Source organism: Acidisoma sp., from assembly GCF_035492295.1.
Lineage (GTDB): Bacteria > Pseudomonadota > Alphaproteobacteria > Acetobacterales > Acetobacteraceae > Acidisoma.
In genome coordinates, this window is record NZ_DATJJK010000256.1 from 1 (window position 1) to 25,787 (window position 25,787).

Annotated in this window: 24 protein-coding genes, 1 other RNA gene and 1 pseudogene; 12 read left to right on the forward strand and 14 right to left on the reverse strand. The window is 66.8% G+C overall.

Features of this window, described 5'->3' with window-relative positions; all coding sequences use genetic code 11:
• The 3 genes from pgk to VL752_RS19185 form a co-directional block, all read right to left on the reverse strand.
• On the reverse strand, positions 1 to 147 hold a 147-nt coding region (gene pgk / locus VL752_RS19175; RefSeq protein ID WP_325357758.1), incomplete at its 3' end, for a phosphoglycerate kinase.
• A 36-nt stretch (positions 148 to 183) separates the two neighbouring features.
• Positions 184 to 1,200: a type I glyceraldehyde-3-phosphate dehydrogenase gene (gene gap, locus VL752_RS19180; RefSeq protein ID WP_325357715.1), complete on the reverse strand. Its 1,017-nt coding sequence runs from the start codon at positions 1,198 to 1,200 to the stop codon at positions 184 to 186.
• A 38-nt stretch (positions 1,201 to 1,238) separates the two neighbouring features.
• Positions 1,239 to 3,137 (reverse strand): transketolase-like TK C-terminal-containing protein, encoded by a 1,899-nt coding sequence (locus VL752_RS19185; RefSeq protein ID WP_325357717.1) that lies wholly within the window; start codon positions 3,135 to 3,137, stop codon positions 1,239 to 1,241.
• A 213-nt stretch (positions 3,138 to 3,350) separates the two neighbouring features.
• On the opposite strand from VL752_RS19185, the gene VL752_RS19190 reads away from it, so the two are divergent.
• Positions 3,351 to 4,232 (forward strand): DUF4142 domain-containing protein, encoded by an 882-nt coding sequence (locus tag VL752_RS19190; protein ID WP_325357719.1) that lies wholly within the window; start codon positions 3,351 to 3,353, stop codon positions 4,230 to 4,232.
• 12 nt (positions 4,233 to 4,244) lie between these two features.
• Here the strand turns inward: VL752_RS19190 and rsmA are convergent, their stop codons facing one another.
• The 5 genes from rsmA to lptF all read right to left on the reverse strand — a co-directional run bounded on the left by rsmA (position 4,245) and on the right by lptF (position 11,168).
• Positions 4,245 to 5,075, reverse strand: coding sequence for a 16S rRNA (adenine(1518)-N(6)/adenine(1519)-N(6))-dimethyltransferase RsmA (gene rsmA, locus VL752_RS19195; protein WP_325357760.1), 831 nt, complete (start codon positions 5,073 to 5,075; stop codon positions 4,245 to 4,247).
• Between the two features lie 23 nt (positions 5,076 to 5,098).
• On the reverse strand, positions 5,099 to 6,397 hold the full coding sequence (locus VL752_RS19200; protein ID WP_325357721.1) for a peptidylprolyl isomerase: 1,299 nt from the start codon (positions 6,395 to 6,397) through the stop codon (positions 5,099 to 5,101).
• Between the two features lie 168 nt (positions 6,398 to 6,565).
• Positions 6,566 to 8,878: an LPS-assembly protein LptD gene (locus tag VL752_RS19205; protein WP_325357723.1), complete on the reverse strand. Its 2,313-nt coding sequence runs from the start codon at positions 8,876 to 8,878 to the stop codon at positions 6,566 to 6,568.
• Between the two features lie 11 nt (positions 8,879 to 8,889).
• Positions 8,890 to 10,002, reverse strand: coding sequence for an LPS export ABC transporter permease LptG (gene lptG, locus VL752_RS19210; protein ID WP_325357725.1), 1,113 nt, complete (start codon positions 10,000 to 10,002; stop codon positions 8,890 to 8,892).
• Between the two features lie 5 nt (positions 10,003 to 10,007).
• Positions 10,008 to 11,168 carry an LPS export ABC transporter permease LptF gene (gene lptF, locus VL752_RS19215; RefSeq protein WP_325357727.1) on the reverse strand — a complete coding sequence of 387 codons (1,161 nt, stop codon included), beginning with the start codon at positions 11,166 to 11,168 and terminating at the stop codon, positions 10,008 to 10,010.
• Positions 11,169 to 11,313: 145 nt separating this feature from the next.
• Here lptF and VL752_RS19220 point away from each other — a divergent pair, with 145 nt between their 5' ends.
• The gene (locus VL752_RS19220; RefSeq protein WP_325357729.1) at positions 11,314 to 11,913 is read left to right on the forward strand and encodes a hypothetical protein; all 600 of its coding nucleotides are present in this window, start codon (positions 11,314 to 11,316) and stop codon (positions 11,911 to 11,913) included.
• A 93-nt stretch (positions 11,914 to 12,006) separates the two neighbouring features.
• Here the strand turns inward: VL752_RS19220 and nudC are convergent, their stop codons facing one another.
• Positions 12,007 to 12,936: an NAD(+) diphosphatase gene (gene nudC, locus VL752_RS19225; protein WP_325357732.1), complete on the reverse strand. Its 930-nt coding sequence runs from the start codon at positions 12,934 to 12,936 to the stop codon at positions 12,007 to 12,009.
• An 85-nt stretch (positions 12,937 to 13,021) separates the two neighbouring features.
• Here nudC and ffs point away from each other — a divergent pair.
• The 6 genes from ffs to VL752_RS19255 all read left to right on the forward strand — a co-directional run bounded on the left by ffs (position 13,022) and on the right by VL752_RS19255 (position 17,382).
• An RNA gene (gene ffs, locus VL752_RS19230) (signal recognition particle sRNA small type) lies at positions 13,022 to 13,120 on the forward strand.
• Between the two features lie 91 nt (positions 13,121 to 13,211).
• Positions 13,212 to 15,188 (forward strand): DNA polymerase III subunit gamma/tau, encoded by a 1,977-nt coding sequence (locus VL752_RS19235; RefSeq protein ID WP_325357734.1) that lies wholly within the window; start codon positions 13,212 to 13,214, stop codon positions 15,186 to 15,188.
• Complete coding sequence (locus VL752_RS19240; protein ID WP_325357736.1) at positions 15,185 to 15,508, forward strand: YbaB/EbfC family nucleoid-associated protein; 324 nt, start codon at positions 15,185 to 15,187, stop codon at positions 15,506 to 15,508. Before VL752_RS19235 ends, VL752_RS19240 begins: the two co-directional genes overlap by 4 nt.
• An 18-nt stretch (positions 15,509 to 15,526) precedes the next feature.
• Positions 15,527 to 16,120 carry a recombination mediator RecR gene (gene recR, locus VL752_RS19245; RefSeq protein ID WP_325357738.1) on the forward strand — a complete coding sequence of 198 codons (594 nt, stop codon included), beginning with the start codon at positions 15,527 to 15,529 and terminating at the stop codon, positions 16,118 to 16,120.
• Positions 16,121 to 16,261: 141 nt separating this feature from the next.
• Complete coding sequence (locus tag VL752_RS19250) at positions 16,262 to 16,723, forward strand: glycine zipper family protein (protein ID WP_325357740.1); 462 nt, start codon at positions 16,262 to 16,264, stop codon at positions 16,721 to 16,723.
• 200 nt (positions 16,724 to 16,923) lie between these two features.
• A complete protein-coding gene (locus tag VL752_RS19255) occupies positions 16,924 to 17,382 on the forward strand; it encodes a CsbD family protein (protein WP_325357742.1) in 459 nt (152 codons plus the stop codon).
• 27 nt (positions 17,383 to 17,409) lie between these two features.
• Here VL752_RS19255 and VL752_RS19260 read toward each other — a convergent pair whose 3' ends face one another.
• The 3 genes from VL752_RS19260 to VL752_RS19270 are packed head-to-tail and all read right to left on the reverse strand — an operon-like array spanning position 17,410 to position 21,186.
• Positions 17,410 to 18,216 carry an arginyltransferase gene (locus VL752_RS19260; RefSeq protein ID WP_325357744.1) on the reverse strand — a complete coding sequence of 269 codons (807 nt, stop codon included), beginning with the start codon at positions 18,214 to 18,216 and terminating at the stop codon, positions 17,410 to 17,412.
• A gap of 55 nt (positions 18,217 to 18,271) precedes the next feature.
• Complete coding sequence (locus tag VL752_RS19265) at positions 18,272 to 18,730, reverse strand: RDD family protein (RefSeq protein ID WP_325357762.1); 459 nt, start codon at positions 18,728 to 18,730, stop codon at positions 18,272 to 18,274.
• Between the two features lie 5 nt (positions 18,731 to 18,735).
• Positions 18,736 to 21,186, reverse strand: a complete 2,451-nt coding sequence (locus tag VL752_RS19270) for a penicillin acylase family protein (RefSeq protein WP_325357746.1) — start codon at positions 21,184 to 21,186, stop codon at positions 18,736 to 18,738.
• 88 nt (positions 21,187 to 21,274) lie between these two features.
• Between VL752_RS19270 and VL752_RS19275 the strand changes: the two genes are divergently transcribed.
• The 4 genes from VL752_RS19275 to crcB all read left to right on the forward strand — a co-directional run bounded on the left by VL752_RS19275 (position 21,275) and on the right by crcB (position 24,196).
• On the forward strand, positions 21,275 to 22,111 hold the full coding sequence (locus VL752_RS19275) for an alpha/beta fold hydrolase (RefSeq protein WP_325357748.1): 837 nt from the start codon (positions 21,275 to 21,277) through the stop codon (positions 22,109 to 22,111).
• 180 nt (positions 22,112 to 22,291) lie between these two features.
• Positions 22,292 to 22,753 carry an adenosylmethionine decarboxylase gene (speD, locus tag VL752_RS19280; protein ID WP_325357750.1) on the forward strand — a complete coding sequence of 154 codons (462 nt, stop codon included), beginning with the start codon at positions 22,292 to 22,294 and terminating at the stop codon, positions 22,751 to 22,753.
• A gap of 93 nt (positions 22,754 to 22,846) precedes the next feature.
• Positions 22,847 to 23,713, forward strand: a complete 867-nt coding sequence (speE, locus tag VL752_RS19285; protein ID WP_325357752.1) for a polyamine aminopropyltransferase — start codon at positions 22,847 to 22,849, stop codon at positions 23,711 to 23,713.
• 87 nt (positions 23,714 to 23,800) lie between these two features.
• The gene (gene crcB / locus VL752_RS19290; RefSeq protein ID WP_325357754.1) at positions 23,801 to 24,196 is read left to right on the forward strand and encodes a fluoride efflux transporter CrcB; all 396 of its coding nucleotides are present in this window, start codon (positions 23,801 to 23,803) and stop codon (positions 24,194 to 24,196) included.
• A 15-nt stretch (positions 24,197 to 24,211) separates the two neighbouring features.
• Here crcB and VL752_RS19295 read toward each other — a convergent pair whose 3' ends face one another.
• Positions 24,212 to 25,522, reverse strand: a complete 1,311-nt coding sequence (locus tag VL752_RS19295; protein ID WP_325357756.1) for a bifunctional folylpolyglutamate synthase/dihydrofolate synthase — start codon at positions 25,520 to 25,522, stop codon at positions 24,212 to 24,214.
• A gap of 13 nt (positions 25,523 to 25,535) precedes the next feature.
• Positions 25,536 to 25,787 (reverse strand): annotated as a pseudogene (locus VL752_RS19300) (acetyl-CoA carboxylase carboxyl transferase subunit beta); the annotation flags it as partial.

Consider the following 25,787-nt stretch of genomic DNA (forward strand, 5'->3'; position numbering starts at 1 on the left):
GTCGGCGATCTGCTGGATCGTCGGCCCGACCCGCTCCACGCGGGTCAGATCGCTGATAAGGCCGTCCCGCATCGGCACGTTGAGGTCCGCGCGCAGCAGCACGCGCTTCCCTCTCACATCGGCCTGATCAAGCGTCTTGAACGTCATTGCGCGTCCCCTGAACGTCGGTTGGTCTTGGTCAGATCACAGCGCGCCGAAGGCGGCGGCGGTATCGGACATGCGGTTCGAGAAGCCCCACTCATTATCGTACCAGGCGAGCACACGCGCCATTTCGCCGTCCACGACCGCGGTCTGGGTCGCGTCGAAGGTGCTGGAGGCCGGGTTGTGGTTGAAGTCGGAGCTGACCAGCGGCTCGGTGTTATAGGCGAGGATGCCCTTCAGCGGGCCGCTTTCCGTTGCCGCCTTCATCACCGCGTTGATCTCCTCCTTCGTGGCCTTCTTTGCCAGGTTCACGTCGAGCGAGACGAGGGAGACGTTCGGCGTCGGCACGCGAATGGCGGTGCCGTCCAGCTTGCCCTTGAGCTCCGGCAGCACGAGGCCGACGGCGCGGGCGGCACCCGTCGAGGTCGGGATCGCGGAAAGGGCGGCGGCGCGGGCGCGGTGCAGGTCCTTGTGCAGCGTGTCCACCGTCTTCTGGTCGCCGGTGTAGCTGTGAATCGTCACCATGTAGCCGCGCAGGATGCCGAAATTATCCTGCAGGACCTTGGCCACCGGCGCCAGGCAGTTGGTGGTGCAGGAGGCGTTGGAGATGACCGTCATCTCGGAGGTTAGCGTCTTGTTGTTGACGCCATAGACGATGGTCGCGTCCACACCATCGGCGGGCGCCGAGATGATGACCTTGCGCGCACCTGCGTCGAGCAGCGGCTGGGCCTTCTCCTTGCTGGTGAAGATGCCGGTGCACTCCATCGCGACGTCGACGCCCTTCAGCGGGATCTCGGCCGGATTGCGATGCGCGGTCACCTTGATCGGCGCGTAGGTGCGGCCGTTCATGGAGATGACGAGGCTGTCGCCTTCGACCTTCACCTCGCCCGGGAAGCGACCGTGGACGCTGTCGTAGCGGAACATGTGGGCGTTTGCCTCGACCGAGCCGAGGTCGTTGATCAGCACCGGGGTGAGGTCGGTACGCCCACTCTCGATCATGGCGCGGAGCACAAGCCGCCCGATACGGCCGAAACCGTTGATCGCTACCGTCACTGCCATAGTCAGCTTCTCCTGTTGTTGCGTGCCTCGACCGGCACTCAGAGCTTCTTCTTCACCGCGATCACCAGCGCTTCCGCCGTAACCCTGAAATATTCCCCGGGCCGCGCCGCCATCAAACCAAGGCTCGCCGCTCCGATAAACTGTCCTTCGGCGCCAAGCCAGCGCCCCCAGCCGAAATCCGATCCGGCTTCCACCGCGAGCCGCGGCGCCTCGCCCAGAACGTCTGCGCGATAGGCCTCGTTCTGGCTCGCGAAGAGGGACCAGCAGGGCAGCGAAACCACCGCGACGGAGACGCCGGACTGCGCCAGCATCGCCCGCGCTTCCATCGCCACCGCCAGTTCCGCGCCGCTCGCGATCAAAGTCGCAGCGCGCGCGTCATACAAGCCCGCCGCGACATAGCCGCCCCGCGCACAGGCGTTTTCGATGCTGTCCTGGCGCCAGCGGGCCATCGGGCGGCCAGACAGGACGAGGACGCTCGGCCCATCGTCCCGCTGCAACGCCAACTCCCAGCATTCCGCCGTCTCGATGGCGCAGGCCGGCCGAAAGACGAGCAGGTGCGGGATGGCGCGCAATGAGGCGAGGGGCAGGGCGGCGGCGGCGGCGGGATCGTCCTGCGCTTCGGCCAGGATATGGATCATGCGCCGGCCCTCGCGGGCCAGTGGCCGAAGGGTCTGGGGCAGACAGTCGGCACCGGCGGCCGTCGTCTCGGCGAGGATCGTCAGGCCGCCATGGCTCGTGACGCCGGCCAGCACGCCGGGGAGTGCGGTTTCCGTTCCGCCAAAGGCGATGTGGCGGCCGCCGAAATCACTTCCGTCCACGGGTATCGTGTCGGGGATGGGTGTTTCTGCCGCGGCCGTGGCGAGGCCGCGCGCGGCGCCCGTCAGATCCGGGATGGCGGCCGCCATCGGGCCGATGAAGGTGCGGCTTGCGGCGAGCGGCGACATCGCTTCTTCGATCGCCACAAGCCGGGCTCGCTCGGCGCGGGCGATGTCGCGCCAGCCATCCGGCAAGCGGCCGTTCAGCACGCGCTCGAACTCGCCCGCCTGGGCGTGGCGAGCCAGGCGCTTCAGCCAGCCGCGTCGTGCCGTGGTGGCGCGGGCGCCGGCCGCGCGCCAGGCTTCGCGCAGATCATCCCCGATCTCGCCTTCGGCAATGCGGGGCGGATGGTTCGGCCGCCGGCAGGAGATGAGCAACGGCTTGCGGGCGCGCAAAGCCACCGAAAAGGCGCTTGAAACAGCGGCCGGATCCTGCGCCGCGACACGTTTGGTGGCCCAACCCCAGCTCGCGAAACGCTCCATCACCTCGCCGGCCAGGGCAGCTTCGGGCGATGTCGCCGGAGGCTCCTCTACCAGCAGGGCCAGCTTGCCGAGCTTGAGATCCCCCGCGAGCTTCGCCGCCTCGTAGGTCAGGCCGCCGGTCAGGTCCCCCGGTGCGGTGAAGAGCCAGGTGCGATGGTCGACCAGGCTCTTGCCGTAGCGCGCTGCCATCATGCGCTCGGCCAGCGCTTGGCCGACCGCCGCGGCGAAGGCTTGGCCGGGGACAGAAAATACCGTCTCGACCCCGGGCAGCGCGAAGCTGAGCTCGGCCGGGTCGATGCCGCAGAGTTCCAGCAGGCTGCGCAGGATCTGCGCCTGTTGTCGGCAGGAGACGACGACGCGGTCGCGGTCTGCCCAGGCCGGGGCGGCGGCATCGAACCGCAGCGCGCGGGACCACAGGGTGGTGGCGACCTCGACGACGGGGCTCAGCGCGGTTTCGAGCGTGGGCAGGATTTCGGTGTAATGCGGCGCATGCTCCCCCGCTGCCGACCGCCGCGCGACCATGCTGCGGACCGCATCGGCCATCCGGTGCTGGCGTTCCGGCAGGCGCGCCTGGGCCAGCGGCGCCGGTTCCGCGGCATGCGGGCCCTTGCGGGAGAAGATGTCCGCAAGACGGGTCACCAAACCTCCTCAAAGATGTGTGGGGTCGCGTCGAAGCTGCGTTTTGTGACGGGACGGCGGGCATTGGGCAACCCCCGCCGGATCGGCGGGCTGCCGACGGGGCATCTCACGATCGGGCGACGGCGCCTTTGATCAGTGGGCGCCGCGGCCAATGTAAGCCTCGTTCACGCGTCCAGTCGGACGTGCCGACCGACATTAAAAAGGAGTAACGCCATGAGGAACCGCAACCAAATGCGTAGCCGCTGGCTCCTGTCGACCGTGCTTGGCGCAGGCCTTCTCGTCACTTCGGGAGGGGCCGCGCTGGCGCAGGACGTGCCCGGCGAGAATGCTGCCGCCGCGACCGGACCTGCAAGCGCGGCCGCGACCCAGACGATCACGCTCAAGCCCGGCCAGGTGGCCGGCACCGACACCGTCCTGCCGGCGGATACGGCCGGCAATCCGGCAGCCACGGTGGGGGATGCGCATTTTGTGATGCGGGCCTCCAGCATCAACCAGGCCGAAATCATGCTGGGCAATCTCGCCGTGCAGCGGGGGCAGACCCAGAACGAGCGCAATTTCGGCCAGATGTTGGTGCAGGACCATACGCAGTCGAACATGGAGCTGTCCCACATTGCCAGCACGCTGATGCTGCAGACGGCGCCGCAGCCTGGCCCGATGGAAGCGGCCCTGTACCAGAAGCTGCAGGCGGCGCCGCCCGATCAGTTCGACGCGATGTTCAATCACGCGATGGTGCGTGGTCATGAGCATGCGATCCGGCTGTTCGAGGCAGAGGTTCAGAACGGTCAGAGTGGCGCGCTTCGAACCTATGCGCAGGAAAGCCTGCCCACGCTGCAACGGCATCTGCAGGTTGCTCAGTCGCTGAGCCCGATGGCGCAGCCGCCGGGTGCGATGGCCGCGGGACAGTCCCCGGGTGGTCCCGGCATGGCGCCACTTCCGGCCCAGTCCGGTATGATGGTGCCGCCGAGCCCGGATGTGGTCCATCAGCAGGTCGGCCAGATCCGGGCGGCGACGAGCGGCCCCGTTGCCGGCAATCCGGACCATTCAGCCGACCAGCTGAATGCCCGCGTGCTGAGCGTGACCAACCAGCCCTCGTGATCGCCTTCGGCCCTACGCCTCTGGCTGCGCGCCCTCCAGCAGCAGCCGGGCGAGACGGTCGAATTCAGCGACCGTCAAGGTTTCTGCGCGCCGCGTCGGCTCGATGCCCGCTCGACCGAGAAAGGCTTCCCCGCCGAGCGGCTTAAGCGCGGCGCGCAGCATCTTCCGGCGTTGGCCGAAGGCGTGATGTGTCACGCGTTCCATGGCCGAGAGGAGGGCGGGGGTGGGCTGCTCCGCATGGGGCAGCAGCCTCACCACGGCTGAATGAACCTTGGGCGGCGGCGTGAAAGCCTCGGGAGGGATGCGTAGGGCGAGGGCAGCGGTGCAGGTCCATTGCGCGAGGACCGCGAGCCGCCCGTAGGCGCTGGTGCCGGGTGCGGCCACGATGCGCTGCGCCACCTCCTCCTGAAACATCAACGTCAGTCTTTCGAAGGCCGCCGCCTGGCGCAGCCAGCCGATCAGCAGCGGGGTGCCGACATTATAGGGCAGATTGGCGACGATCTGCCGCGGCCCCGGCACCAGCGCCACCACATCCAGCTTCATGGCGTCGCCCGCCACGACCGTCAGCCGTCCGGGATAATGGGCCGCCAGTTCCTCGGCCGCCGCGACGCCGCGCGGGTCGATCTCGATCGCCGTCACGTGCGCGGCGGCGGTCTGCAGCAGCGCGCGGGTCAGGCCACCGGGGCCGGGGCCCACCTCGACCACCTGACGTCCGGCGAGATCGCCCGCGATGCTCGCGATCTTGGCCGTCAGGTTGAGATCGAGCAGAAAGTGCTGGCCAAGCGAATGCTTCGCCCGGAACTGATGCCGGGCGATCACCGTTTGCAGCGACGGAAGAGGAATTCCGGCTCCGGGCCGGGCTTCGGTCACGACTTCTGCATGATTTGGATCGAGCCCTGGCGGTGCAACTCGTCCAGGGTCTGCTGGGCGGCGAGGCCGACCCGGCTTTGGAACAGTTCCTCGGCGACCTGATCCCGCGAAGGCTGGACCTGAGCCTGGGTGGTCCGACCGCAGATCATGACGAGGGAGACGCCGCTATCCGCGATCAGCGGCGGGCTCGCCTTGCCATCCGGCAGTTTGGACAGAAGGTCCTTGAACTGCGGCGGCGTCACCTGGGCGAGATTGACCGGGCCGGGGTTGGACGGCTTCACATTGCCGGCCGCCGCGTTCGCCGCTTCGATGTCGCTGCAGCTTTTGGCACTCTGGGCGATCGCGTGAATCTTCTGGATGGTCGCGCGCTGCTGGGCGGTCGGGTTGGCCGTATTGAGCGGCGAGCTGAAGGGCAGGAAGACCTGCCGCACGTTCAGCTCCAGGCCCCCGGTATCCGTCTGCCCCGCGATCTGACGGCCGCGCAACTGGACGATGGTGATGCCGCCCGCGACCGGCATCGGGTTGCTGATGGCACCCACCGGCATTTGGGACACGAGCTGCGCAACCGCGGGGTCGAGTTGGTCGGCCCCTACCCAGCCGAGCGCGCCGCCTTGCAGCGCCGTCTCACCCTGGCTGAACTGGGCGGCGATGATCGGGAAGGGTGCGCCCTGGCGCAGCTGCGCGATCACGGTATCGGCGAATTTTTGCGCGCCAGCCGAGGCTTGCGGCGAGTTGATGGGAATGAAAATCTCGCCGACATTATATTCGGGTTGACCATTATTTTGCTTCTGCAGAGCGATCTGGCGGTCGATGTCGGCAGCCGTGGGCCGCCCCATCTCACCCACCACCTGGCGCAACACCTGGTTCCAGCCGATCTGAGTGCGCACCTGGGCGATCAGCGTATCGATGTTGACGCCGAGCCCCTTCAGCTTCGCGCGCAGGCCGCCGGGCGGCATGTTGTTGTTCTTTTCGATATTCCCGATGGCCGCCGCCACTTCCTTGTCTGAGACAACAATCTTGCGACGCTCGGCCTCCTGGATTTCCAGCCGCTCGTTAATGAGCTGCTGCAGGATCTGCGGTTTCAGGCGATCCACAATGTCGGGGGAGGGTGCCTGACCGGTGGCCAGTGCGAAGAAGCGCGCGCGGTTGTTGACGTCTTCACTGGTGATCACGTCCCCATTGACGACGGCCGCGATCGTCGCGGTCTGTGCCTCCGCCCTGGGCGCGCTCAGGCTGGCGCAGATGAGCCAGCCTGGCACGACAGCCAGGCAGATGAGTTTCAGGCGGAAGGACATGGCTTTGTTCAAAACTCCTGACATCATGGGCATCTAGCGTCTGATCAGTTCAGATTGAATGGCGCGAGCGATTTATCTGAACCGTGAATCAAACCCTTATCAATAGCTTAGAGTGTGATTCACGTGCTCTATGGAAGCCAAATCGCTTCTAGAGGGCACGATCACGCTCTAGAGCGCGTTCAGGCCGAGAGCGCCGATCGTCTTGAGAGTGATGGTCAGCAGCACCGTGGTGGAGCCGTTCTCCCCGTCGATCGTCGTATTGCTGTGGGAATAGTTCAGATTGATGCCGAAGCAGTCATTCTGCCAGCCAAGGCCGACATTGGTGTTGTCCAGCTTTCCCGTCTCGACGTTTTGCTGGACCGCGCCGTTGAAGCTCCAGCTTTGATAGTGGGTATTGAGGCCGAAGGTCACCTCGCTGCGCGGCGTGTAATATTCCGCGGGCGGAGGGCTGCCGTCGTAATAGTAATAGGGATCGGTCGCCGAATAGAGGTAGCCCGCACTGACCCGCAGCGCCGGAACCCCGGCGGAGACGAAGGTATCCGTATATTTGTCCTGCAGGCTCTCGTGGTCGAGCCGGGTCCGATAGGTGAAGTTGAGCCAGCTCGTCGGCGTATAGGTCAGCCGCGCCACGATATCCGAGACATTGTCGTTCAGCCCGGAGTCCGGCGCGAAGGTGTCGTCCGTATGGGCGCGGTAGGACTGGCCGATGAGGCCGTCGAGTGTCGCGCCATTGTTGAAGAACCAGGTGCCCTGGAGGCCGACATTGGCGCGCATGCCGTTTTCGAGCCGGTCGATCCCTGGGTATTTGTTGAAGCCGAAGAGGTTCGCATCCGTGAACTGGAAGTCGAAGCTGTCTTCGTTCGGGATATTGGTCGTGTCGACGTTGTTGCTGATGATCGGTGCGGCGATCAGCTGCACGATCGGCTTGATGAGCTGCGAGCCGAAGCGCCCGGAATCATTGACGATCGGCCAGCTGTAGTTGAGCGCGACCTGGGGCAGGGCGCGCACCTCGGAGGCGCTGTCATGCGCCGTGTCGTAGTTCGGGAACTCGTTCAGTCCGGTTGCGTTGTAGCCGGCGGCGTCGAAATGGAAGACCGTGCTCCATTGCTCGCCGAGACTGTCCTGGAAGGGCAGGGAATAGTCGCCGCTGATCGCGGCCCGCTGGGTATTGGTGCCGTCGGTGCGTTCGATATTGAAGGCGGAGAGATTGATCGAGGTGGTGCCGCCAAGCCCGTCCGGCAGGCTGGTGAAGGAATAGGTCGCGTAGGGCAGGACAAGCGGCAGCTGGCTGTTCGTCACGCTGCCGACCAAGCCCTGGTAGAAGCTCGACTCGATCCGCGCATAGGAGCCGGCGCCGAAGCCCTCGAGGTAGAGATTGCTCTGCAACTCGTTGGCGTTGGGCAGAATCGAGTAGTCGTTCAGATAGGAGACCGAGGAGGCGCGCTGGATATTGAAGCCGGCCCGCCAGGAGGGCGTCAGGTCGAACTGCCCGTTGGCGAAGAGCGCACCCTGCAGCTGGCCTTTGTCGAAGCCGCTGGACGCATCGACATTGAGCGCGCCGAAGTTGAAGCTGTGACGCAGCTTTAAGTCGCCGGCCAGGCCCTCTTTGCTGGAGAGGATCGGCGTGATGATCGCGTCCGTCGATTTGTCGATCACCCAATAGTAGGGAATGCTCGTGAAGGCGCCGATATGGCTGTTCACACCCGCATTGGGGATGAGCAGGCCGCTCATCCGCTTCGCCGTCGGGTCAGGATGCGAGAAATAGGGCATCCACAGCACCGGCACGCCGAAGAATTCCATCGTCGCGTCCTGATACTCGATCAGGTGGTGCTGGAGGTCCTGGGTCGCGCTCTGCGCCGTGATTTGCCAGAAGGGATAGCTGTTGGGATGTTTCGCGCAGACGTCGCAGGCAGTGTAGACGGCGCGGCTGAGCTCGTTGACCTTGCCCTCCGTCCGGCGCGCGCCATTGGCGGCGAGCTTGGCGTTCTGCGGCAGGGTGACGTTGATCTGGCTGATGATGCCGTTCGTCATGTCCTGACTGAGCTCGGCATAGTTGCCATAGACGACATTGCCATCCGGCGAGACCAGCACGACATGCCCGACCGCGTCCGCGATATTGGTATTGCGATCGTAGAGCACGCGATCGGCGAACAGGACGTGGCCGGCCTGCCAAGCCTCGACATGGCCCGAGAGCGTGACGATGTTGCTCTTCTGGTTGTAGTCGATCCGGTCCGACTTGAAGGTGACCGGCTGATGCTGGTTGAAGCTCGCTCCGGCGGTTTGGGCGCGTGCCTCTAGGATGAGGCTCGGGATGCCGCTGACGGTCGCGAGTGAGACGGCGCCGAGCAGCGCCTGGCGCAGGCCGAGGCGCAGGCCAAGCCGGGGGCAGAGACGGGGGCCGTGCAGCGGCGCGCCGGGTGATGGGCGGGAGAGGCTTTTCGGGGCCCCGCGCCGACGGCGGATGGCAGAAGTCTTAGACATCGGGCGGGTCCTCAACCGTCTTCGAGATGCAGGAGCAGCGACAGGGCCAGCATGAGGCCTGCGGCCGCCGGCGCCCAGGCAGCCAATACCACGGGAAGCGCGCCTGACTGCCCGAATTGCTGCGCGACCTGCGACAGCATGAAAAGTGCGAAGCCCGAGGCGACGCCGCCGCCGATCATTCGGGCAATACCGCCTCGCCTGCTCGTCTGCATCGAAAAGCCGGCCGCGACCAGGGACATGGTGGCGCAGAGCAGTGGCAACGCCAGCAGCGCCTGGAAGCGCAGCCGGTGGGCGACGGAGGAAAAGCCCGACCGCTCCAGCACCCGGATAAAGCCCGGCAGCTGCCAAAAGGAGAGGGCGTCGGGCGCCGCGAAGCTCTGCTGAATGCGGTTCACGTTGAGATCCGTGGGCAGCGTCATGACATCCGGCGGCGTCGGCACCTGGCCAGGGACCAGGACACGGGCACCGTAGAGAAGCCAGTCGCCTGGGGAGAGCTTTGCATTATGTGCTTCGATCCGGTCGATCATCTTGTCGTTGGGCCCGATGCGGAAGACCGTCATCGGGCCGGTGGTCAGCACCGCGCCCCGCCGCATCACGCCTGTCGCGTGAATGATGGCGAAGCCGCCCTTCTGCTTCGTCTCGTCTCCCTGGCGCAGCCAGAGCTGGCCGCCGTTCAGTGCCAGCGGCCCGCCCCCGGCGTCCAGGAAGGTCTCCTCCATGGCATTCGCGTGGGCGAAGAGCATGGCCGAGACCGGGCTTACCGCGATGACCGCGAAAACGCCAAGCGCGAAGGCGCAGATGATGGGGCCGAGGAGGAATTGCCAGGCGGAAAGCCCGGCCGCACGGGCGACCACGAGTTCGGAGGAGCGGGCGAGGCGCCAGAAGGCCCAGATGCCGCCCAGCAAGATCGCAAACGGCAGAATCTGCAGCATCGCCCAGGGCACGCGCAGCAGCGCCATCTCGACCACGAGGCCGAAGGTCGCGTCCGGGCGTGTCGCCGAGCGGCGGAGGAGTTCGAGGAAGTCGAAGAGCGAGACCAATCCCGTCAGTGCGCCCAGCATGGCGACGACCGAGATCGTGAAAAGCCGGCTGATGTAGCCTGCCAGGATGCGGGAGAGGAACAAGAGCGTCAGGCCTCGCGCTGGCTGGCCGCCGCCGCGGGCGGCGGCACGTGCAAGCGCTGGCGTCTGAAGAGAAGCCAGGCCGCCACAAGGCCGGGGCCGACTGCCTGAATCCAGACCAGCGGCAGGAAGGCGCTGTTGCGCGCGGCCATGTTGCCGAAGCTGAGGCCGAGCGCCACGAGTCCGACGGTGATCCCGACACCGATCAGCGGGCGGGCGAAACCGCCATGGCGGCGGAAAGCGCCTGTCAGGACCGAGGCGAGGGCAACGAGCGTGTAGGAGATGACCGTGAGCGGTTCGGACAGGCGGCGGTGTGCCTCCTCCCGCCATTTCGGAATGTCCTGCGGTCGGATCTCATCCGGGGACGGGTGCAGAAGCTCGTGCAGAGAAACCTCGGAATCATCGCGGAAGCGGGTATCGTCGCCGCTGGCGCTGGCGGCCAGGTTGATCACATTTTCGCTGAACGTGAGCAAGTTCAGGCGGCCGCTCTTCTTGTCCACCTCCTGCCGTGCGCCGTTGAACAGGATAACCCGGGGGCCATGCGCCCCCGGCACGATACGTCCGCTCTGGGCGATGATGGTGGCGGCATTGGCAGGATCGCGCTCGTCATCCACCAGGATGCCGTGCAGCACCCCGCTTGGATCGCGCTTGCGGACATAGACGGTGAGATTCTGCGAAATCGTCGTGAAGACACCTTCCTGGATGAGGAAGGCGGCGATCCGGTTGCGGATTTCGAACTGATACTCGCGGAAGGCCGTGAAGCTCGACGGCACGATCCAGATATTGAGCCAGAAGCACAGGCCGGCGACCAAGGTTGCCAGCACGAGGGAGGGGCGGGCGAGCGCGAAGGGAGAAATCCCTGCCGCGCGCATCACCGTCAGCTCGCGGTCGCCGGCCAGCTTCTGATAGACGAACTGCACCACCACGAACATCGTGATGGGCAGGATAATGGCGACGAAGCTTGGCACCAGCAGGACGGTGAGGCGAAGGAAAACGAAGGGCGACAGCCCGCGATTGACGATCAGCTCGACGAAGCGGAGCGACTGAGTGAGCCAGATCAGCGCAACCAGCGCCACCGTGACCGCGATCAGGGCGACCAGGATCTGGCGCAGGATGTAGCGGTCGAGCCGCCGGAGCGGGTTACGGATCTGAAAGAAGGCGGATGCCATTATCGGTGTTCGTATCCTAGGGTCTCGGCACGGCGGGACGACCGGAGCGCGCGCTTGTACCGGAGGCCGCGCGGATTCACAAAAACGCCCTTTCGGGATTGGGCGGTCCCTGCCATTGGAAGGCTATTCCGGCTATAGGACGTCGATGAAGAAGACGAAGCCGCCGAGTGCGCGGCCGCCCGCGCGTCGCCCGCGCGACACGCTGTTGTTGCCCCTGGCTCTGCTGCTCGTGCTTTTCGAGCTGATCCTGCAGACGATTGCCCGGCTGCTGCGGCATTTCGGCCCCTTGCGCCGTCTTGAAGCCCTGCTCGCAACCCTGCCGGCCTGGGCCATAGTCCCGCTTTTCCTCATTCCCGAAGCCATGAGCCATATCGGCGGTTTCTACGCGGCCTATCTTCTCGCTCATCGCAAAATCGTCGCAGCGACCATGGTGGCGGTGCTGGTGAAGGGCGTCGGTCTCGTCGTGGCGCTCTGGATCTACCAAGCCTGCCGTCCTGCTCTGATGACGATCGGATGGTTCGCATGGCTGCATGGCAAGGTTGGGGCAGCGCGGGCCTGGGCGATGATCCGCATCGGCCCGCCGCTCGCGCGGGTGCGTGGCTTCCTGGCGGAGTTGCGCGGGCTTCTTCCCTGGGGACGTCGGCCGGCGGAGCCGGGCGCGGCCCATAGCGGCCGTCGTCTCGCCGCGATCCGCGTGCGACTCCGGCGCCATTTCGGCGCCCACCGCTTCGGGCGATTCCGCTAATCCAGCGACTCCGCCGTGCTGCGCGGCCGTGGCCGACGGTTCCGACTGCTTCGCCCGGACCGGCACGGTGGACGCGATCCTGACGGGCTGAGTTCAGGCCTCGTCGGCGAGCCAGTCCTCGATCAGGCGGCGGGCGATACTGTCCGGCCCGGGCAGGCGAAAGCCATGAGCCTCGGCATTGCGGCACTGGTCGCGGGTGAACCAGCGGGCATCGGCGAGTTCCGCGTCGTGGAAGGTGATCTCTTCCGAAAGCCCCTCGGCATGGAAGCCGAGCATGAGGGATTGCGGGAAGGGCCAGGGCTGGCTGGAATGGTAGGAGACGGCGCCGACCATGACGCCGGTTTCCTCGGCGACTTCGCGGCGCACCGCTTCCTCCAGGCTTTCGCCCGGTTCCACGAAACCGGCCAGCGTCGAATACATGCCCTCGGGGAAGCGGCTGGCATGGCCGAGGAGGGCGCGGTCTTCCTTCAGGACCAGCATGATCACGGCCGGGTCCGAGCGCGGAAAATGATCCGTGCCGCAACCCGTGCAATGCATCACATGGCCCGCGCTCTGTGGCACGCAGGGGCTGCCGCAGACACTGCAGAAGCGGGTCCGGCTCTGCCAATGGATGAGGCCGCGGGCATAGGCGAGGATCGACGCCTCACCCACAGGCAGAATGCCGCCGAGACCGCGAATATCGGCGAAGGCGGCACCGTCCCCGGGTAGAAGGCCCTGCGGTTCCTCATGTTGATTGAGATCGACAGCGAAGACCGGCCGCTGTTCCCAATAGCCGAGGAAAATCCAGTGCTCCTCCTGTGGCGAGAAGCTTGCAGTTTCGGCGACGGAAAAGAAGCGTGCCGCCTGACCGAGGAAAAGACTCTGGGTCCGCCAGATCGGGGCCACGATTGCGTGAGGATGAGCGCGTGCCTCCGCGATGAAGGCGGCATCGGCGCGGCGTTCTGCCATTCGGTCGAGCGGACTGCCCGTATAGACGTTGGGGCGGCGCGGGCGGATGGGGGAAAAGGAGTCGATCTGGGGCACGAGCTTTGTTCGCATGGCACGGCCGACCGGACAAGCGGCGATGACGCTTGCGAGAGGCAGCCTCCGCGCGTAGATAGCCTCGCCAGGGGGGTCGGCGACGGACGAGTGCCTCGCCAACCCGGTCAGGTCCGGAAGGAAGCAGCCGCAACGAGTTTCCGCTCGGGTCGGCGTCCGGCCCCCCGCTTTTCCCAAAATCGTGATCCCGCTTATGCCGTCCGCGGGGCGCATCGCTTCCGCACTTGCTTTGGCGGGCTTCCTATCGTCTAGAAGGTCGCGTGACCGAAGCCGATCCTGTTTCAGAAGACCTGCTGCCAGAACCGCTCGCCGCCGGCCCCGGCCTGTTCGGCGATGCGCCTGAGCCGGCCATGCCTGGGGTGCCTGCGCCCTACCGGGTGCTGGCGCGTGCCTACCGCCCCGCGCGATTCGAGGATCTGATCGGCCAGGACGCGATGGTCCGCATCCTGCGCCGGGCCTTTGCCACCGGCCGCATCGCCCATGCCTTCATGCTGACCGGCGTGCGCGGCACCGGCAAAACCACCACCGCCCGCATCATCGCCCGCTGCCTCAATTGCACAGGCGCGGACGGAAAGGGCGGCCCGACCGCCGACCCTTGCGGCATCTGTCCGAATTGCCGCGCCATCATGGCCGACCGGCATCCGGATGTGATCGAGATGGATGCGGCAAGCCGCACCGGTGTCGATGACGTACGCGAAATCATCGAGGCGACGCGCTTCCGGCCGATGGAGGCGCGGGTCAAGGTCTTCATCATCGATGAAGTCCACATGCTGTCGCGCAACGCCTTCAATGCGCTGCTCAAGACGCTGGAAGAGCCGCCACCGCACGTCAAATTCGTCTTCGCGACGACCGAGCTGCGCAAGGTGCCCATCACCGTGCTCTCGCGCTGCCAGAAATTCGATCTCCGCCGCGTGCCGGCGGCCGAGCTCGCCGCCCATTTCGGCCGCATCGCCGCGCAGGAAGGGGTCGCGATCGCGCCGGAAGCCCTCGACCTGATCGCCCGTGCGGCCGACGGCTCGGTGCGGGACGGGCTTTCGCTGCTCGATCAGGCAATTGTGATGGGTACCGTCGAAGGCGGATCGATCGCGGTCGAAGCCGTCGCAGACATGCTCGGCCTTGCCGACCAGGGGCTCGTGTTCGATCTCTTCGAGCATCTGATGGCGGGTCGTGCGCCGCAGGTCCTCGCCATGCTCGACCAGGCGCATGAGCGCGGCGCCGATGCCGGGCTGGTGCTGCAGGACTTGCTCGCACTCACCCATCTTCTGAGCCGCCTCAAGGCTTCGCCCGACCTGCGGGAGAGCGCTGACCTGCCACAGCTGCAGCGCCTGCGCGGAGTGGAGCTTACCGAAGCCCTGTCGCTCCCTGTTCTCGGCCGCGCCTGGCAGATGCTGCTGAAAGGCGTTTCCGAGGTGGAGCAGGCGCCCGACCGCAGGGCGGCGGCCGAGATGGTGCTGATCCGCCTCTGTTATCTGGCCGACCAGCCGACACCGGGCGATCTTGTCCGCCGGCTGGCGGGCCAGGGTGAAATCGCGCGTCCGGCGGCTGCGCCGGAGTCCGGGCCCATTCCGGGCGGTAGCGGCGGCGCGCGCGCCATCGCGGGCGGCGGCGGGGCAATGCTGCGCGCCGTAGCCATGGCATCGGCGCCCGAGATGGCGCCGGCGACAGCGGCCGAGACCGCCATCTTGCCGCAGACAAGGGAAGAAGCGCCTCAGTTCGAGCCGGCGCCCGGCAGCTTCCGCGAGGTCATTTCGCTGGTGCGCGACCGGCACGAGATGACGCTCTACGGCCATCTCCTTCATTCCGTGCACCTCGTGCGCTACGCGCCGCCGGTGATCGACATCCGGCCTGAGCCCGATGCGCCGCGCGACCTCGCCTCGCGGCTGGCTGGCCTGCTCAGCGAGGCGACGGGCCAGCGCTGGACCATCGCGCTCTCCTCCCTCGAAGGGGAGCCCACGATCGACCAGCAGCGCCAGGCGGCCGATTTGCAGCGCGAGGAGGAGGCGACGGAGCATCCACTGGTGCGCGCCATCATGGAGGCTTTCCCGGGCGCGCGCCTGCAATCGGTGCGCGATCCGCTGGCCGACGAATACCGCCTGCCGCCTGTCGCCGCGACCGCGACCGATGGCGAGGAGGAGAGTGGCGATGCCGACGATCTTCTCCTGTCCGACGACATGCCTGAATTCGCCCCGCCCGATGCGGAGTTCATTGACGAGATGGATATGGAGAACGACCGATGAAGAATCTCGCCGGCCTCATGAAGCAGGCCTCCCAGATGCAGCAGAAGATGCAGGAGATGCAGGCAGCACTCGAAGCCGCCGAAGTCGAAGGCCAGGCCGGCGCCGGCATGGTGACCGTGGTGCTGAGCGGCAAGGGCGACATGAAGCGCGTCAAGATCGATCCCAAGCTCGCCGATCCGGCCGAGATGGAGATGCTCGAGGATCTCATGCTCGCCGCTCATGCCGATGCGCGGCGCAAGGTGGAGGCGATGACCGCCGAGCATATGCAGAATGCGACTGGCGGCTTGCAGCTGCCGCCCGGCATGAAGCTGCCCTTCTAAGGACCGGTCGCCGCATCCATGGGCGGCCCTGAGATCGACCGTCTGGTCGGCCTGCTCGCAAAGCTGCCGGGGCTCGGCCCCCGCAGCGCGCGACGGGCGGCGCTCAAGCTTCTGCAGCAACCGGATACCCGCATGCTGCCGCTGGCCCAGGCGTTGGTGGAGGCGGCAAAAGCAGTCAAGCACTGTCACATTTGCGGCAATCTGGATGCGCAGGACCCCTGCACGATCTGTGCCGATCCGAACCGCGACCGCAGCCTGATCTGCGTCGTGGAGGGGGTGGGCGATCTCTGGGCGATCGAACGCGCGGGGGCGCATCGCGGCCTTTACCACGTATTGGGTGGGGTGCTCTCGCCGCTGGGCGGCATCGGGCCGGAGGATCTGAACCTCGGCCCCCTGTTGACGCGTCTGGCGGACGGAACGGTTACGGAGGTCATTCTGGCGCTGGGGGCGACTGTGGATGGTGCGGCGACGGTGCATTGGCTGAGCGAGCGATTGGCCGGTGCCGGTGTGGCGGTCAGCCGTGTCGCCCATGGCGTGCCGATGGGCGGGGCGCTGGAAGTTCTGGATGACGGCACGCTCTCGACCGCGTTGCGTGCCCGCCGCCCAGCATGAACTTTCGGCGACCACATCGTTTCGCTATGTTAAACGATCCCGGAAGACAAACCCGCTGGCCAGATTATTTGTTTATAATTTAAGAGGTTGAAACGCTTTCCCTGGACTGGAAAGCTTCGCATCCAAAGAGGGAGACGACAGATGACTCGGCTGAACACCTTCAAGATCATGGCGCCTTTGGTCGCCGTCGGCCTGCTGGCCGGTTGTGCGGCGCCGACGCCGACAGGGCCGACCATCACCGCCGTTCCCCCCGCCGGCAAGAGCCTGACGCTCTTCCAGAATGACGATTACACCTGCCGGAACTACGCCCAGCAAACCGTCGCCTATCCGGCGGCGACGCAGAACAGCCAGGGCAACGGTGTCGCGACCGCCGCGATCGGTACCGGCCTCGGTGCGGCGGCCGGTGCGCTGCTCGGCGCAGCTGGCGGCAATGCCGGCATGGGTGCGGCGATCGGCGCGGGCGCCGGCCTTCTCGGCGGTTCGGCCATCGGCGCCGGCCAGACCCAGCGCAAGGCGCAAGGCCTGCAGCAGATCTACAACAACGCCTATGCCCAGTGCATGACCTCCAGGGGCAACGGCATCGTGCCGGGTTCGGGCTACTAGGCACTGAAGCGGCCGAGTGTGGCTCACCTGTCGGATGAAGCCGGTTTCGCTTCCATCTGACACGATCACACTCTCGCCCGTGACGGCCGATATCCGCGGCGGGGAGCTTTCCATCGCGGATAGACACACCATCTGAAGGTTCAATTCCGAGTGGCGTCGTCCTGGCGGCGGCGCCACGTCCATCAGAAAGGGTGTCACGCATGAACAAGGATCACATCGAAGGCGCCTTCGACGAAGCCAAGGGCACCATCAAGGATGCCGTGGGCGGCGTTGCGGGCGACACGAAGACCGAGGCCGAGGGCAAGGCCGACAAGTTCGCCGGCCGCGCACAGCAGGCATGGGGCGATGCCCGCGATACGATCGACAGCGTCGCGGCCGATGCGGCCGAAGCTGCCGGGGATTTCGCTGACCAAGCCGAACCCGCCCTTCGCCACGCTGCAGAGACCGTCCGCGCCAAGGCGAGCGCGGTTGGCGGCAAGGTGTACGAGGCCGGGAGCGTCGCCGGCAGCACGGTCGCCAGCACGGTGAAGGAGCAGCCCCTGCTTGCCCTCATTGGCGTTGCGGCCGTGGGCTATCTCGCGGGCTATCTGCTGCACTCGCCCTCCAGCCCCTTCGCGCCGGAGCCGCGCTACCGTCGCGTCGTTCGCCGCTGGAGCTGAGCCGGATCCGGAAACGGAGGCGGCGGGTTATTCCGCGCCGCTCTCCGCCGGCCAGCCGCTGGAGACTGCCTCGCTGAAACGCGCCTCTTCGGTGGCGGACCCGGTTTCGCCGGTGGCCGCCATCAGCCGCCAGGCGCCGCCCGTCAGAATCTCGCAGGGCTGAAAGCGGGTCTTGTAGGCCATCTTGCGACTCTCGGAGACCCAGTAGCCGAGATAGACATAGGGCAGGCCCATCGTGCGCGCCTGTCCGATAAGGTGCAGGATCGTGAAACTGCCGAGGGATTTGAAGGCGCTTTCGGCTTCGTAGAAGCTGTAGACCGCGGAGAGGCCATCGGCCAGCCGATCGATCAGGCAGCAGCCCACAAGGCGCTGCGCCGGGTCCCGGAACTCGGTGACGAAGGTATCGATCGGCGTATCCTCGACCATCGCGCGGTAATCGTAGAAGCTCATCGCCGCCATATCCCCGTCTGCGTGGCGGGTTTGCTGGTAGCGCTGGAACAGCTGGTACTGCTCGACGGTCGCGACCGCCGGCACCTCCCGGGCGGTCAACGCGATATTGGCCTTGGCGATGCGCCGCAGCCCGCGATCGGCCTCAAAGAGGCCGACAGGAATCCGGATCGGCACGCAGGCGCGGCAATTCGGACAGACAGGCGCGTAGGCGATGTTATGGCTGCGGCGGAACCCGGCGCGGGAAAGCCGGTCATGCAGGGACTCCGCTTCCGGCCCCGTCAACTCCGTCACCACCTTGCGTTCGGTCCGCCCCGGAAGATAGGGGCAGGGCAGGGGCGCGGTCGTGTAGAAGAAATTCGGCCGACGGATGGTCCGGTAGTTCATCGCCGCGTTGCGCCTCCTGGTCCGGGCGGGCACACCCGCCGGTTCAGATGTCGTGTCACCATGGCCGTGGTTCCAGAGCACCCGCGCGGACGATGACCAAACCCGACAGCATGTCGTGGATCGCGCGCCGCCGGGTGGTGACGAGCGCGACTCCAAGCCAGATCACGCCGGCGACCAGCGTGAGGTAGAGCAGGCCGGTGAAGGCGATAGCCTGGACCAGGGTGGCCCGGCCGAGATCATCGGCGCGCCGCACACTGAGACCGACCGCCATCTGCCCTGGCGTCGCCATGGCGGGGCTCGCCATCCATCCGGCGAGGTAGATCAGGCCTACCAGCAGCACGAGATGCGCAGGCCCCCGCAGCAGGCCGAAACTCATCAGGTGGATGAAGGCGAAAACGAAGGCGAAACCCAGCGTCACTATCATGATCAGAAAGCTGTCGATGAAGAACGCCGCGACGCGGCGGCTCGGGACGCCCCAGGTGAGGCTGTCATCATCGACGGGGATGGCGTTCATCGTGCTCACGGTTTCGATTTTGGCATGATCCTGATCTGGCGGGAAACAACATTTGGCTCCGGTCCGAGTTGCACCATGCCACCCGTGCGCCAGCGTTGCAGAAAATCGAAGGCGTGCTGGTCCAGAAGGTCGCCCGACTGCCCAGGCGCGATAACGAAGAGGCTGCGATCGAGATTGGCGATGTCATAGACGCCGCGGAATTCCGGCCCGTGCACTGCGGTGAATTCCTCCCGCCCGGGGCCGAAGCCCGGCGCTTCGGCGTCGATCGTCGTGGCATCGCCCGGCACCGGAACGCGCGCGTCGCCCAAGCCCCCAATGATGGGCAGGCGCGAGACGATGGGATGGGCAAAGAGCGCCTTATGCGCGCGGTCCCATCGCCAGCGTGCGTAGCGCGCGCCCCAGAGCGGCCGCAGCTTGGCCATGGCATCGTCCAGCGCAGGGCGGAGATAGGGGCGGCAATCTCCCCCGCACCAGACAGCGGCGGCCTTGCCCTCGCCCCCGGCCGGGACGAGCAGGCTCATGACGAAGCTGTCCCGTAGCACCGCACCCGAATCGGGCGGCACGCCGTTCGCCTTCAGCACGCGGTCCCCGAAAGCCTCCATCCAGGCGTTGAAGATGAGGGGCTGGGGCGCATGCGCGGCCATCCGCCCGTCCCAGCCGTGCAGCAGGGCAGCGGCCGGCGCCGCCGGATCGTCTTTCGGCACCATGACGGCATTGAGCACCGGCAGCAGGCGGCGGGCGTAGTCGCTCACCACGTCCATCTGCATGGCCGCGAAACTTTCAAGACTGTCCAGCGGCTGGGCATCCAGCAGCTGGCGTATGCGCGCGGCGCGCCAGCCTCCGAAAGCGTCCCGGCTGATCATGACCGGAAAATCCCGCCCCACGGTCGGTTCGTTGGCATTGAGCAGGACGCCGGAGGCAGGGTTGACGTCGTGCGGCAGGGCGCTGCCGGCGGCCCAGCCGGTCCAGTCGTGCCGCCCATCCGCGCCATCCTCCGGCCAAGCGCCGTCTCCGCTGCGCCGGATCGGCACGCGGCCGGTGGTGTAGAAGGCGATATTGCCCGCCGTATCAGCGGCCATCAGGTTCTGCACCGGGCTGGTGATCTTCTGCGCGGCAAGGCCCGCATCCGAGACCCAGCGGGCATTGTCGAGTGCCAGCAGCCCGTCCGCCGCGGTATCGTGCGGCGCCAGGCTCGCCATCTCGACCGTGAGCACGGTATGGGCGTCTGGCCCCTGGCCGATCACCGGGCCGTGCCGGGTCGTGCGCACGTCAAGCACCACGTCGGGCCGGCCGCGCACATGGATCACCTCCCGCCGGTGGCCGAAGGGTTTCGGCCCGTCGGGGGTCTCGTACTGCGTGCCGTCCGCGGTTACATGCTCGATGAAGACATCTTCGGTATCGGCGCCCGTCGTCGTGAAGGTCCAGGCGACGTGCTGGTTGTGGCCGATGACGAGGAAGGGAACGCCGGGGACGGTCGCGCCCGCCAGCAAGCCGCTCGGCGTGTCGATCCGGGCCAGATACCAGATCCCGGGAAAGCCGAAGGCGAGATGCGGGTCACCCGCCAGCAGAGGCCGGCCGGTATTGGTGTGCGTTCCGGCTGCCGCCCATTCGTTGGAAGCCTGGGCCGGTTGGGTGAAGGGTTGCGGGAAGTGGCGAAGCCAGGTCAGCGCCTGCTGGGCGGCCTTGGCGGCCCCGGGCGGGGCAGCCGCCGCCTGATCGGGCTGCCTGCCGGGAGCTGCCGCCGGCCACAGGCTGTCGATCTGGGCGCGGGGCATCGTGCCGGAGAGCGCGAGGCGCGCGAGTTCGGCCTGCCAGTTGCCCGAGAGCCAAAGCCCCATCATCTTGCCCCAGAGCAGGCTGTCCACGATGGTCCAGGGTTCCGGCTTGCCGAGCACGAGATATTCCGGGGCGGTGAATCGCCCGCGCTTGGCAAGCCAGGCATTCACGCCGTTGGCATAGGCCTGCAGCATCGCCCGCGCCTGGGGCGAAAGATCGGCGACATCGGCCTCGGCACTCGCGCGGGTTCCGAGCGTCCGCATCTCCCGGTCATTCGGCAGCGCCGCGGGCCCAAGCAAGGCTGCGAGCGTGCCGCCCGCCGCCCGGCGCATCAGGTCCATCTGAAAGAAGCGGTCGCGTGCGTGGATATAGCCGAGGGCGGCCGCCGCATCCGTGTCCGAGGCCGCGCGGATGAACGGAATGTCATTGCTGTCGAAAGCGACGCCCACGGGATCGACCACGCCCGCAATGGTCAGCACGTCGTCCTGCGGTGGCAGGATACGCCAGAGGATCGCGGCGAGGCCCGCGGCGAACAGGCAGATCACCAGCCCGATTGCCGTCAGCGTGCGCTTCAGCCCCCGCGACAGCCGGGGCGAGCGCGACCGCGTGCCAGCCGGGCCCGGCTTATCCTCGGTCTCTGCGATGGTGGCGATCCCCGATGTTGAAAGCTTTGGCCGCAAGGGTCATGACTGGTGCCCAAGATGCAAGTGCCGTCTGCATGACGGTCGCAGTGCCGCGCCATCCGGCGGCGGCGAGGAAGGGAAATGCATGGAACCGCGAACAGGGACAATCCGATACCTGCTGCCGGACGGCTTCCACGACATGGCCTTCGGCGAATGGGGGGAGGCGGGAAAACCGGTGGTGGTCTGCGTCCACGGCCTGACGCGCCAGGGCCGGGATTTCGACCGGCTGGCCCGGAGTTTGGCGGGTGATTTCCACGTGATCTGCCCGGACCTGCCCGGGCGCGGGCGCTCCGACTGGCTTTCCGATCCAGGTCTCTATCAGCCGCTGAGCTATGTGACGGCGCTCGCGACTCTCCTCGCGACCCTGCCGCAGAAGGTTTTTTGGGTCGGGACGTCGCTGGGGGGCATCTGCGGCCTGATTCTCGCCGCGCAGGGCAAAACCCCGATCGCCCGGCTGGTGTTGAACGACATCGGCCCCTTCATCCCCGAGGCGGCGCTGGCCCGCATCCGGGACTATATGCAGCCGCCGCCGGTCTTCCCCGATCTCCCGGCGCTGGAAGCGCACCTTCGCGTGATCCACGCGCCCTTCGGCGTGCCGGATGACGCCGGCTGGGCCGAGATGGCGGCTGCCTCCTCCCGTCCGGTCGCGGGTGGGGTGACGCTGCACTACGATCCGGCGATTGGTGAGCCCCTTCGCGCGGCCGAGCCTGCGGACGTCAATCTCTGGCCCTTCTGGGAAAAGATCGTGGCGCCGACGCTAACGATCAGAGGCGCGTTGAGCGATCTCCTGCTGCCCGAGACCCTGGAGCAGATGGCGCGCCCGGGTTCGGAAAGCCTTGTGCTGCCGGGCGTCGGTCACGCGCCGGCGCTGATGGATGAAACGACCATTGCCGCGATCGGAAGGTTCCTGAGAGGGATTTGACCCCAAACCGGGTGACGTGGAGGAAACTCTTACCCAAATGCATAGCCGAGGTCAGGTCCGATACCATAATTTCACTTGCGCCAAGGGGCTAGCGACCGCATAACCCGCCGCCTTGGCCCCAGGGGGCATGCCATGAGGGCATGTCCAACAGGCCGTCCTACTGGTTGAGGGAGCATGCGCATGAACGCACTTGCCCGACTGGGGATGGTCTCGGATTTCCCGAGCGAGAACCAGACGTCTGCAACGGCCGCCGAAGCGGAGGTGCAGAAGGATTATTGGATCGAACGCGACGGGCAGCGGTTTGCGGGCACGCATCTGCTGGTCGATCTGTGGGGAGCGACGAATCTCGACGAGCCCGATCACATCGATCGCGCATTGCGCGAGGCTGCAATCGTTTCCGGCGCCACGATCCTGCATTCGCATTTCCACCATTTCTCGCCGAATGGTGGGGTCTCTGGCGTGCTCGTGCTCGCCGAGAGCCACATCTCCATCCACACCTGGCCGGAGAAGAACTTCGCCGCGATCGACATGTTCATGTGCGGCGAATGCGACCCGAAGCTCGGCATTCCGGTGCTCGAGGCGGCGTTCTCGCCGTCGCGGATCGACCTGGACGAGCAGCTGCGCGGCCGCCGCGGCGAATAAGCCGCCCGATCACCTCTCATCGCTGACGATCGCGACCCGTTTGTGGCAGAGGCCACTGACGGGTCGCGTCCTTATCTGACATCGGAGCAGCCCATGGCGACCGACAGCTGGCTCAACGAAACGCTCTATCCCGGCTGGGGGCAGCGCTTCCGCGTGACCCGCGAACTGGCCCGCGTGCAAAGCGCGTTCCAGGACATCGTGGTCTTTGAAAGCGAGTCCCACGGCCGCGTCCTCGTGCTCGACGGCGCCATCCAGATCACCGAAGGCGACGAGTTCGTCTACCAGGAGATGCTGACGCATGTGCCGCTGCTGGCGCATGGCAATGCGAAACGCGTGCTCATCATCGGCGCCGGCGATGGCGGCGTGCTGCGCCGGGTGCTGGAGCACAGCACGGTCGAAAAGGCCGTGATGTGCGAGATCGACGGCGAGGTTGTGCGCCTGTCGAAGGAATTCCTGCCCGGCATCGCCGGTGACGCCTGGAGCAATCCGCGTGGCGAAGTCATCATCGGCGACGGCATCGATTATGTCCGCCGCGCGCCCGATGCGAGTTTCGATGTCATCATCGTCGATTCGACCGATCCCATCGGCGTCGGCGAAGTTCTGTTCACGGACGAGTTCTATCAGAACAGCGCGCGCATCCTCACCGATGGCGGGCTCATCGTGAACCAGTGCGGCGTGCCCTTCATGCAGGCGGACGAGTTGCGTGAAACGAGCCTGCGCCGCCGCCAGTTCTTCCCTCATGTCGGCGCCTATGTCGCCGCGGTGCCGACCTATGTCGGCGGCTTCATGACGCTGGGCTGGGCCGCGAAGCAGCCGAGCATCGCGAGCGTTGACGTGGCGACGCTGCGGACGCGGGCCGAGACCGCCGGCATCCTGGGCACCACGCAGTACTGGACGCCGGAGGTGCATCACGCCGCCTTCCAGCTGCCGCCCTATATCGCCAAACATCTGCCGGCCTGACCGCCTGCTCTTTCCAGGGGACGGGATCGCCGCCATTCTGGGCGCGATCGCCAGATCCTGGAGGAGACTTGCCATGGTGACCTGCCCGTGAACCCGACCAGCTACCTTCTCGTGGCCGCGGGGGGCGCCATCGGCAGCATGGGCCGCGCCTGGGTCGGGCTTCTCGCCGCCCGGCTCTTCGGCATCGGCTTCCCCTGGGGCACGATGATCGTGAACGTCCTGGGCTCGGCCGTCATCGGCGTCTTTGCCGCGACCGCGCTGTCACCGAGCCGCACGCTGCTCTCGCCGGAACTCCGCATCTTCCTGATGGTCGGCTTCTGCGGCGGTTTTACAACGTTTTCGTCTTTCAGCCTGCAGACCTTCGAGCTTTTGCGGGATGGGCGGCCAGGCGCCGCGCTCGCCAATATCCTGGCCTCGGTCGCCCTCTGTATCGCGGCGACAGCGGCCGCCTATGTCGGCACAGCGTCCCTGGTGCCGCGCTAGAGCAGATCCTGCCCGTCACCCCTGCCGGAGCAAAGCGCCGGCAAGGTAGAGCGAGCCACAGATCAGCACCCGGGCCGGTGGTCCGCCGCCTTCCTCCGCGCGCAGTGCGGCGAGGGTCTCCGCCACACGACCCCCCGGCCGTGCAACGCCGCCCGAGGCGGTGACGACCTCAGCGACCGGCAATGCCAAATGCTGGCCCGGCTCGGCCACGGCCCAGACGCTCGCGGCAAAGGGCAGCAGGGGTTTGAGGAACTCCGCCGCGTCCTTGCCCTGCTTCATGCCGATGACGAGATGCAGCGGCCGGTCGGTCCACGTCGCGAGGTGGGCGGCCAGCGCCACGCCGGCGCCCGGATTATGCGCGCCGTCGAGCCAGAGCTCCCAGCCTGCCGGCAGGCGGGCCGCGAGCGGGCCGCCCAGGCGCTGCATGCGCCCGGCCCATTCGGCCCGGCCGATCCCCTGTTCGAAGGCGCGATCCGGGATCATCAGGCCGGAGAGGCGGAGTGCGGCGACCGCGATGCCGGCATTGTCGTATTGATGCGGTCCGGCAAGGGGAGGCCAGGGCAGGCTGAGCGGCCCATGCTGATCGTGATAGTCGAGCCCCTCCGGCCCTGGCGCCACGGTCCAATCCCGCCCGCGGGCAAGAAGCGTCGTTCCGCGTTCGGCCGCACGCTGGATGAAGACATCCAGAACCTCCGGCTTCTGCGCGCCGGTGACGACCGGAACCCCGGACTTGATGATGCCGGCCTTCTCGCCGGCAATGCCGGTCAGGCTGTCGCCCAGGAAATCCCGGTGGTCGATCGAGATCGAGGTGATGGCCGAGGCCGCAGGCCGCTCGATGACATTGGTCGCATCGCCGCGGCCGCCCAGCCCCACTTCCAGGATGCAGAGATCGGCCGGGTCTTCGGCGAAGAGCACGAAGGCGGCGGCGGTGATGACTTCGAAGACGGTAATCGCCGCCCCCGCATTCACGCGTTCGACCGTTTCCAGCGTTTCGGCGAGGCGTTGATGGCTGACGAGCCCGTCCGAGAGGCGGATGCGCTCGTTGAAGTCGATCAGATGCGGTGAGGTATAGACCTGGGTGCGCAGTCCGGCCGCCTCGGCGACGGCGCGGGCGAAGGCGCAGGTGCTGCCCTTGCCGTTGGTGCCGGCGACATGGAGCACCGGCGCCAGCCGCTGATGCGGATTGCCGAGTTTCCCGAGCAGGCCCAGCAGCCGGCCCATGTCGAGGTCGATCGACCGGGGATAGAGGCTGAGGAGCCGCTCGAGGATGCCGTCCACCCTGGGGTCCTGGCTCCGTTCGCGCTCCCGTATGGCGAGGCTCGCCATGCGTCGGCCTCCGTCAGGCTGCCAGATCGTCCGCCGGCGGCGCTTCGGTCGCGGCGGGGGGGTGGAGCAGGCTCACGATCCGGGCGAGCGTCTCGCGCATTTCGGTGCGGCGGACGATCATGTCGATAATGCCGTGGTCGTAGAGATATTCGGAGCGCTGGAAACCGTCCGGCAGCTTCTCGCGCACCGTCTGTTCGATGACCCGGGCGCCGGCGAAGCCGATCAGCGCGCCGGGTTCGGCGATCTGGATGTCGCCCAGCATGGC